A 938-nucleotide genomic window follows, 5' to 3' on the forward strand; every position below is an offset into this window, starting at 1 on the left:
CCTTGTATCCCTTGCGGACCAGTTGGACCAATATCTCCTTGCACACCTTGGATTCCTTGGGGACCTTGTAACCCTGTCACTCCGGTTGCTCCCGTTTCTCCTGTCGCTCCTGTCACTCCAGTTGAGCCTGTCGCCCCGGTATCCCCTGTTACTCCTGTCGCACCAGTTGCTCCTGTCGGGCCAGGTGGTCCACCCGATGGACCAGTTACTCCCGTCGGACCTGATGGCCCCGTTGGGCCGGACGGTCCTGCTGGTCCTCCAGAAGGTCCTGTTACCCCTGTTGCTCCCGTTATTCCAGTTGGGCCTGTAGTTCCTTCCCCTGTCGCCCCTGTTGCTCCCGTATCTCCTGTGGCCCCCGTCGGACCTTGGATTCCTTGGATTCCTTGAGCACCTTGCACTCCTTGTGCACCCGTCGCTCCTTGAATGCCTTGTATTCCTTGCACTCCTTGTGCACCCATCGGACCTGTTGGGCCAATCCCCCCTTGAGCACCTTGCATTCCTTGGGGACCCTCTGGACCTGTTGCTCCTATTTCCCCTTGTATCCCTTGAATTCCAGTTGCTCCTTGTGCTCCTGTTGCTCCCGTTATCCCTTGCACACCTTGAATTCCCTGAATTCCTTGGGGACCTTGTGAGCCTGTTGCTCCTACCGGTCCTTGAATGCCTTGTATCCCCTGTGGCCCCTCTGGACCAGTTGCTCCAGCTGGCCCTGGTACTCCTTGTATTCCTTGCGGGCCCTGAAGTCCCTCTGGGCCTTCTGGACCTGTTGGTCCTATATCACCCATTGGACCTTGTATCCCTTGAACTCCTTGTGGTCCTGTTGCTCCTGATGGCCCTGGTACTCCTTGTATTCCTTGTGGACCTTGATCTCCTGTTGCTCCTGTGGCCCCTTGAGGACCTATAGCCCCCTGTATACCTTGTGGACCTTGATCCCCTGTTGC

1 protein-coding gene is annotated in these 938 nt (G+C 57.2%); it reads right to left on the reverse strand.

What is annotated here, in order from left to right; genetic code table 11:
- Positions 1–938, reverse strand: a 938-nt coding sequence (locus tag MR170_RS30800; RefSeq protein WP_481746800.1) for a collagen-like domain-containing protein, incomplete at both ends; no start/stop codon positions are given.

The organism is Bacillus cereus group sp. BfR-BA-01524 (assembly GCF_022662595.1).
In the GTDB taxonomy this organism is placed as follows: Bacteria; Bacillota; Bacilli; order Bacillales; family Bacillaceae_G; genus Bacillus_A; species Bacillus_A thuringiensis_S.